Raw genomic sequence first — 7,512 nt, 5'->3', positions numbered from 1 at the left:
CTTCGCGGCCGGCGCCGCCGGCGGCGCCGGGAAGCGCACGGCCGGACCGGCCGGTTCGACACCGGGAGCCAGCGCCGCGGGCGCCGGCGTGCCGGCCTTGCCGAGCGCCTTGACGACCTGCCAGATCGCATCGAGATCGGCGTCGCTCATGCTGTTGAGCGCCCAGTACGGCATCGGCGGCCGCGCCTTCATGACGCGCGCATAGGCGCGCCATTCGTCGCGGCTCATCGCATTGAGGCGCAGGCGCAGGTTGCTCGGATAGGTCGTGCCCCAGGGGCCGTTCCAGCCGAGCTGGTCGCCGATCAGCCAGGCCGATTCGGGTGCCTGGCCGCCGTTCATCGCGAAGCCCGGCGTGTGGCAGTCGTGGCAGCCCGACTGGTGCAGGATTTCGCGGCCGCGAAGCTGCGCCGCGTCGGTGCCGGCATCGGCGGCCTGCAGGGCCGGCGTCGCGGCGATGAAAAGAGCGAGGACAGCGAGGACGTTGCGCATGGACGGTTTCCGGTTTCCGGCCGGGACGTCGGCCGCATGCCAGCGAGAACGGCGCGGCGTTGCGAAAGCTGTCATCTGGCCGCGCGGCGGCCGCACGGCGATAATCCGGCGATGCTGCACGTCGCCCTGCACCAACCCGAGATTCCGCCGAACACCGGCAACGTGATCCGGCTGTGCGCCAACAGCGGCGCGCGCCTGCACCTGATCCGTCCGCTCGGCTTCGCCCTCGACGATGCGCGCCTGCGCCGTGCGGGACTGGACTATCACGAATACGCCGAACTGCACGTCCACGACGATTTCGCCGCGTTCCTCGCCGCGGCGGCGCCGGCACGCGTGTTCGCGCTGTCCACGCGCGGCACGACGAGTCCTTATGCCGTGCGCTTCGCGAACGACGACGCCGTCGTGTTCGGATCGGAAACACGCGGACTGCCGCAGGAGCTGCTCGACGCGCTGCCGGCGCCGCAGCGCCTGCGCCTGCCGATGCGGCCCGGCAACCGCAGCCTGAATCTGTCGAACGCCGTCGCCGTCGTGGTCTACGAGGCCTGGCGCCAGCGCGGCTTCGACGGAGCGCAGTGACGGTCGCGCAGTAACCGCAGGCACCGCATCTGCTGCGATCGCCGGCGCTCGCGGCTTCGCATCGATGGAAATCCGCTCGCCGGTGCGCGCGGCTGCGATACGCATCGAAAGTTCCTCGATTTTTTCAACGACCGATTCAGCGTCATGAATCCGCCGTAAACCCGCCCGCTGCGCCCGTCTTGGTTTCGCTGCGCCGCGCCACAGGTTGCTGCCCACGGCCTGAGCCGTCTGGATAGCGAAACAAAGGAACACACAATGAAACGTACTGCCCTCGCGCTTGCTGCGCTGCTCGCCCTGCCGTTTGCCTCGCAGGCCGCCGATCTGAGCTACTCCTGGCTCGAAGCGGACTACGTGCACGTCAATCCCGACAACTTCGACAACACCGACGGTGTCGCGCTGCGCGGCTCCGGCGCGCTGAACGACAATTTCAACGTAATCGCCGGCTGGAGCCGCACCAACGTCGACGCGCCGTTCAAGGATCTGAAGTCCTGGTATCTCGGCGCCGGCTATCACACGCCGGTCGCGGATCAGACCGATCTGTTCACCGACGTGGCCTACGTCAAGAACACCACGCTCGACGCCGACGGCTACGGCGTTCGCGTCGGCCTGCGTTCGGCGCTGACGCCGAAGTTCGAAGGCGCGGCCTGGGTCGGCTACGAGAAGCTCGACCACGTCGACCGCAACGCGTCGCTCGGCGTCTCGGGCCAGTACAAGTTCACGCAGAACTTCGGCCTCGCGGCCGAGGCGCGCGTCGCCGAGAACGACAAGTCCTTCCTCGTCGGCCCGCGTCTGAGCTTCTGATCGCTTCCCGCGACACCCGTTCTGTCGCAACACTCCGAGCCCGGCCCAGTGCCGGGCTTTTTTTCGCCGGCGCCGCGCACGCGCGACGGTGAAACGGAATCGGCGCGGGAATACGCAGCGCCCGCGGTCGCTGCACCGTTGGCGGCATCGATCGCGAAATCGCGCGTCGCGCATTGTCGGTGCAGCAAGATCGGCACCGCAGCAAGACCGGCGAAGAAAAGCGAAGGGAGAAAGCGGAAGCCTTGCCTGCGCGCGGCGGCGCGGGAAGGTGCCTGGCCCGGTACCGGTGATCGGGGGGGGGGAGGAGGGAGTCAGCCGGTACCGGGGCAGGCGGGGAACCCGGGTAGTGCGAACGTGGCTGCGGGGTCCACGTTTTCAAGCCCTGCACGACATGCTTCGAGGCAATATCCCTGGCCCGTCCACCAGGCAACGGAGGGCAGGGAGGAGCGCGGACGGTCGGGCCAGGGAGTCCTGTGGCGGCCGTCCATTGCCGCGTTGTCTGCGACGGTCAGTTCGGCGCCTCGATCCCGTGCAGCAGCAGATCCAACCATTGCCGCTGCAGTTCGGGTCGCGTCGCGAGCGAACCGGCCACCATCAATTTCTCGTTCAAACGCTCGGTCTGGAAACCGAACAGGTTGAGCGACAGCACCACTTTGGCCACGAGGGCCGGACTGATGCCTTCGCGCAACTTGTCCGCCACTTCATTCAACAGCCCGACGATCCGGTCGAAGTTGCGCTGGATCAACGGAAACACCGGACTGCGTTCGAGCACGGTCGGCGACCCCGTCAGCTCGCGCAGGATCAGGCGTGTGCCGTGAGGCCGCTGATAGAGGAAGGCGTTGTGCCATTCCATCAGACGCCACAGGCGTCCCGCGAGGTCCTGCTCCTTGAGTTCCAGCGCATCGAGCGACCGTCCGAACGCATCGCAGGCATGGGCGAGCACGCGCTCGTACAGTTCCTGCTTGGTCGCGAAGTGATGGAACACATTCGCCTTGCAAACTCCGGCGGCCAGGGCGACCTCGTTGATCGACACTCCGTCGAAGCCGCGTTCCGCGAACAGAACTTCGGCTTCGGCCAGGATCCGCGTCAACGCCGATTTCTCGGAAATCTCGTACGCGGATGCCAGCAGGGTTGGGACCACAGGCGCTTACTGACCGATCGGTTGGTGAGCATTATCCGGATGCGTTTCACCTCGATGAATAGGACAAAAGTCGTATGACTTTGGGCAGGGTCCGCATGAGGTTTTGAATCGGAACGCCGCAGCGGCGATCGGAAATGTCAAAAGCAATCCGGGCACCGACGAAACGACCCCGTCGGCGGCCGGCCGCCTCACGGGCGCGACCGCAGTCTCGCAGTTTCTGCAACATCACGGCGGCGGCAGATCGCCCGGCCGATCCACGTCGCGCGCGAGCGTTTCATTGACGACGACACGAACGTCCCCTCGGCGCTCCTGGAGGACATCGCGCGCGCCGCGGTCGCTGTCGAGCGCGGCCGCCTGCAGCCAGTCGCGCGGCAGCAGCGCCGGCACGCCGACGGCGCCCGAGTAGCCGCTCGCGGCCGCGCACTGCGGCGCCGCGATCCAGGCCGACCGCAGCGCCTGCAGATGCGCCGCATCCAGCGCGGGCTGGTCGCAGAGCACGACGAGGACGCCGGTGCAGGCCGCGTCCAGCGCCGCGACGCCATGGCGCAGCGAAGGCCCCATGCCGCGCTGCCAGTCCGGCGCGATCACGCAGCGCAGCGGCAGATCGGCCACGGCCGCGGCGCAGCGGTCGGCGGCATGGCCGAGAACGACGACGCAGTCGGCCGGTCCGGTCGCGAGCGCCGCGAGCGCGGCGCGGCGCAGCAGCGGTTCACCGTCGATCTCGACCAGCTGCTTCGGAAATCCGAGCCGGCGCGAGGCACCCGCGGCGAGAATCACGGCGCCGTGCAACGCGTTCATGCGACCGACGCGACGACGACGGGCCGCGCGTGGCCAAACAGCGGCGGCGCCGGCGATGCGATGCGCGCCGACGCGAAGCCCGCCGCGCGCAAGCGGCCGAGGATGTCGCGGCCGTAGTCGCGCTGCACGAGTATCGTCGCGCCGCGATAGCGGTCGGCATGATAGGCCGGCGGCAGCAAGGCCACGCGGCGGCCGTCCTGCCAGGCCAGACGTTCCACGGTCTGCGCGCTGTCGTGCAGCGGCACCGTGAACACGAAGCGGCCGCCGGGCCGCAGCACGCGGCATACCTCGCGGAAACCCGCCGCGTCGTCCTCGACGTGCTCGAACACTTCGCTGGACGTGCACAGGTCGAAGCTCGCCGCCGCGAACGTCAGGCGCTCGACGTTCTGGCACAGCACGCCGTCGCGCGACTCACCGGGCGCGACGCCGTCGAGCAGCTCGCTCGTGGTCAGTTCCGCGCAGGCGCCGCGCAGGAACGCGACGAGCGGCCCCTGCGCCGACATCTCGTATGCCGCGGCGCGCGCGAGCTGCGGCAGCTCGGCGCGGATCACCGCGACCAGCGACTGGGTCACCGCGCTCGCGCCGCAGCGCAGGCAGCGCACGCCGAGCTCGCTGCGTGCGAGCCGCACCTGCCAGCCGAAGCCGCAGACCGGACAGGACCCGCGCGCGAACGCGAGCTCGGCGGGACGCAAAGTCTGCAGCAGTCGGACCAGGCGCGAAGCGACCATGCGGAAAGCGGAAGCGGCGGAGCGCGGCAGTGTAGCCGCGCGGCTGCCGCGGCGCATCGGCGGCATCCCACACGCGATCGCGACCGCGGCAGAGCGCCGCGGCTGCCGAGCGGCAACGCCGGCGTTACCAGGCGTAACGCGCGACGAGCTGATAGACCGGACCGGACTTCTCGGTCTCGAGCTCGTACTCGTCGTAGTCGCGGTCGAGCTGGTCGGCCAGGGTGTCGAACTTGTGGAAGGTCTCGTCCTTCGACGCGTTCAGCAGGTTCGTGCCGGTCAGGCGTATGGCCCACTGCGTGCCGAAGCGCTTCTCGACGAAGGCTTCGAGGTCGGCGCCGTAGCGCGTCTCGACTTCCTCGGCCAGCACGCGCGAATAGGCGCGGCCCTGGCGGCGGTAGCTCAGGCCGAAGTTCGCGTCCAGCGACGGCAGGTCCTGGATGAAGCCGACGTTGAGCACCGAGCGCGCCTGGTCGTTGAAGCGGCGCGTGCCGAGCGCGTCGTCGACTTCGCTGTCGAGCCAGGAATAGTTGAAGAACACGCCGGTGTCCGGCAGGCCCAGCGCGGTCAGCGGCGTCGACAGATCGAGTTCCACGCCGTAGACCTTGCCGTCGCCGACGTTCGCGGCCGTGAACAGGAAGCTGTCCGGATCGAGCTGCGGATAGCCCGGCGTCTGCGGCGTCGCGCCCGGATGGTCTTCGAGGAAGTCGGCGACCTCGTCCTCGAAGTCCTCGAGCGCGGTCTCGCTCGGATCGCCGGTGTTGACGAGTTCGATCAGATCCTTGACGTCGCGATAGAACAGATTGACGCCGACGACGCCGTGCTTGCCGATGCGGTGCTCGAAACCGAGGTCGAGACCCCAGGCCTTTTCCTGCGCGAGCTGCGGATTGCCGATGAAATCGTTGTCGCCGTACTCGCCCTCGCGCAGGATGGGCGTGAGGAAATTGAAGTTGGGCCGGCGCACGCTGCGCGCGACCGAGAAATTGACGCGGTCAGCGGCGCCGAGGTCCCAGCGCAGATGCGCCGAGGGCAGCGGCACGGTGGTGTCCTTGTCCCAGCGCTGCGCGTCGGTCTCGACGCGGCTGCGGGTGGTTTCCACGCGCAGGCCGGCTTCCCAGGCCAGCGCGCCGCCCTTGCCGGACAACATCAGGTAGGGATCGAGGCGGCGCTCCTCGATGCGGCTGCGCTCGCGGTCGAAATCGACATACGGCGGCAGCGGTTCGCCTTCTTCGTCGGTGTCGACCTCGCTGAGGTCGAGGCCGAAGTCGCGGCGCTTGTCGAGATAGTCGGCGCCGAACTCGAGCTTGGCCGCGCCGAGTGCGAGCGCATGCGACAGGCTCACGCCGTTCTCGCGGTCGCGCAGCGCCGACAGCTCCAGCGCGCCTTCGTATTCGTCGAAGGACGGCGGCGTGTCTTCGTCGTCGTAGCCGATCTCTTCCTCGACGTTGCGCGTGTCGTCCTTCATGCGCGCGAGGTTGAAGGCCAGCTCGGTCTTGCCGCCGTCGGCGTGCTCCACGGCGTATTCGCCCTTGATCGCGTAGTTGTCCTGGCGGATGTCGGCGACCTGGTCGTTGTCCGACAGCAGATGCTCGCGCAACGTGCTCGTGCGGTCGTTGAATTCGAGCGAATGCTCGGTCTCGGTGCGGTCGGTGCGCACGAACAGGCCCGACAGCGACAGCTTGCCGGGGCCGACGTCGCGCACGTAGGACAGATTGAACGAATCGTCGGTGCCGTCGCGCGTGTCGTCCTGGTCTTCGCGGTTGTCGAAATCGCCGCCCGGCTCGTCGTAGCGCAGGCTCAGCTTCTTCTTCGGGTTGTAGCGGCCCTGGTGGCTCGCGCCGGCCAGCAGGCGGCCGCCGGCGAGCTCGCCGCTGGCCACGACGGCCGCGGTCGGCTTGACCTCGCCGTCGTCGAAATGCGAGATGCCGGCGCGCACGTAGCCGCCGTCGAATTCGTAGGCGTCGCGCAGCACGATGTTGATCGCGCCGGCCATCGCGTCGCCGGAGCGGTTCGCGCTGGCGCTGCGCACGATCTCGATGCGCTCGACGACCTCGGCCGGAATGCGGTCGACGAAGAACGAACGGTCGTCGCCGGCGCCGGGCACCTTCTTGCCGTTGATGAGGATCTGGGTATAGCCCGGATCGAGGCCGCGCAGACGCGCGCCGTCGTATTCGAGCACGTCGGAGATGAAGCTGACGCTCGGCACGCGCTTGAGCATGTCGCCGACCGTGCGCGGCTCGAAGCGCTGGAAGTAGTCGAGGTCGTAGACCAGTACCGGCGCCGTGTCGTCGGTGCGGTCGCGATAGCGGATCTCGCCGGTGACGAGGACTTTCTCGAGCTCGGTCGTCGTGGCGGCTTCTGCGACCGCGGCCGCTTCCTCGACGGCGGCGGCCTCCTCGACGGTTTCGGCCAGGGCCGTCGGGGTCAGCGCGTTGAGCAGCGCGAGGACCAGCAGTCGCTTCGTCATGATCGGGGCTCCCCTGAAAAGAGCCGGCTTTGTAGTGCGGCAACGTGGCGCAGCGATGACAATGCCGCGTCGGGCGCGCCGTCACATGGCCGCCAAGAAGCCGTCACACGCCGCGGCTGCAATGGCGGACTTTTCGCTGCGAGGAATGACCATGACGCTGCATCCGCTGCGCCTGCCGCTGCTCGCGGCAACGATCCTGCTGTTCGCCGGCGCCTGCACGACGGCGCCGACCGCTAGCCGACGGGATGCGGAACCCGATGCGCAGGCCGCCGATCCGCTGCTCGCGACGGCCGGCGTGCCGCACGCTCGGGTCCGCGAAGCCTTCGTCACGCCGCTGACGCCGCAGGACAACGTGGACTCGCCGGCACTGTGGCGCGATGCGTCGGGCCGGGCCGTGCTGCTCGCAACCGCCAAGGGCACCGACCGGCTCCTGCGCTACGACGGCGATAGCGGCGCGGCGGCCGGCGTCATCGGCGGCGCCGGCGCCGCGGCCGGCCGGTTCGCGCGGCCGAACG

General features: G+C 69.0%; 7 protein-coding genes and 1 pseudogene. 3 read left to right on the top strand and 5 right to left on the bottom strand.

What is annotated here, in order from left to right:
* The coding region (locus NON22_RS17390) for a hypothetical protein (RefSeq protein WP_257388211.1) at positions 1–489 on the bottom strand (489 nt) is incomplete at its 3' end.
* 111 nt (positions 490–600) lie between these two features.
* Here NON22_RS17390 and trmL point away from each other — a divergent pair.
* Both trmL and NON22_RS17380 read left to right on the top strand, forming a co-directional pair.
* Positions 601–1,065: a tRNA (uridine(34)/cytosine(34)/5-carboxymethylaminomethyluridine(34)-2'-O)-methyltransferase TrmL gene (gene trmL / locus NON22_RS17385; RefSeq protein WP_257388210.1), complete on the top strand. Its 465-nt coding sequence runs from the start codon at positions 601–603 to the stop codon at positions 1,063–1,065.
* A gap of 255 nt (positions 1,066–1,320) precedes the next feature.
* Positions 1,321–1,866, top strand: coding sequence for a hypothetical protein (locus tag NON22_RS17380; RefSeq protein ID WP_257388209.1), 546 nt, complete (start codon positions 1,321–1,323; stop codon positions 1,864–1,866).
* 508 nt (positions 1,867–2,374) lie between these two features.
* On the opposite strand, the gene NON22_RS17375 is transcribed toward NON22_RS17380, so the two are convergent.
* The 4 genes from NON22_RS17375 to NON22_RS17360 all read right to left on the bottom strand — a co-directional run bounded on the left by NON22_RS17375 (position 2,375) and on the right by NON22_RS17360 (position 6,997).
* Positions 2,375–3,007 carry a TetR/AcrR family transcriptional regulator gene (locus tag NON22_RS17375; protein WP_257388208.1) on the bottom strand — a complete coding sequence of 211 codons (633 nt, stop codon included), beginning with the start codon at positions 3,005–3,007 and terminating at the stop codon, positions 2,375–2,377.
* A 225-nt stretch (positions 3,008–3,232) separates the two neighbouring features.
* Positions 3,233–3,805 (bottom strand): nucleotidyltransferase family protein, encoded by a 573-nt coding sequence (locus tag NON22_RS17370; RefSeq protein WP_257388207.1) that lies wholly within the window; start codon positions 3,803–3,805, stop codon positions 3,233–3,235.
* Positions 3,802–4,533 carry a class I SAM-dependent methyltransferase gene (locus tag NON22_RS17365; RefSeq protein ID WP_257388206.1) on the bottom strand — a complete coding sequence of 244 codons (732 nt, stop codon included), beginning with the start codon at positions 4,531–4,533 and terminating at the stop codon, positions 3,802–3,804. Before NON22_RS17365 ends, NON22_RS17370 begins: the two co-directional genes overlap by 4 nt.
* A gap of 124 nt (positions 4,534–4,657) precedes the next feature.
* Complete coding sequence (locus NON22_RS17360; RefSeq protein WP_257388205.1) at positions 4,658–6,997, bottom strand: TonB-dependent receptor plug domain-containing protein; 2,340 nt, start codon at positions 6,995–6,997, stop codon at positions 4,658–4,660.
* Positions 6,998–7,148: 151 nt separating this feature from the next.
* Here NON22_RS17360 and NON22_RS17355 point away from each other — a divergent pair.
* Positions 7,149–7,512 (top strand): annotated as a pseudogene (locus tag NON22_RS17355) (phytase); the annotation flags it as partial.

Origin of the sequence: Tahibacter caeni, from assembly GCF_024609805.1 — a bacterium.
In the GTDB taxonomy this organism is placed as follows: Bacteria; Pseudomonadota; Gammaproteobacteria; order Xanthomonadales; family Rhodanobacteraceae; genus Tahibacter; species Tahibacter caeni.
The sequence above is the reverse complement of the archived record's forward strand: the minus strand, read 5'-3'. Positions and strand labels throughout refer to the sequence as shown.

Bases quoted from the DNA above. Each gene is read 5' to 3' on its own strand.
- NON22_RS17360 (WP_257388205.1), bottom strand. From the start codon at position 6,997: ATGACGAAGCGACTGCTGGTCCTCGCGCTGCTCAACGCGCTGACCCCG.
- NON22_RS17370 (WP_257388207.1), bottom strand. From the start codon at position 3,805: ATGAACGCGTTGCACGGCGCCGTGATTCTCGCCGCGGGTGCCTCGCGC.
- trmL (WP_257388210.1), top strand. From the start codon at position 601: ATGCTGCACGTCGCCCTGCACCAACCCGAGATTCCGCCGAACACCGGC.
- NON22_RS17365 (WP_257388206.1), bottom strand. From the start codon at position 4,533: ATGGTCGCTTCGCGCCTGGTCCGACTGCTGCAGACTTTGCGTCCCGCC.
- NON22_RS17380 (WP_257388209.1), top strand. From the start codon at position 1,321: ATGAAACGTACTGCCCTCGCGCTTGCTGCGCTGCTCGCCCTGCCGTTT.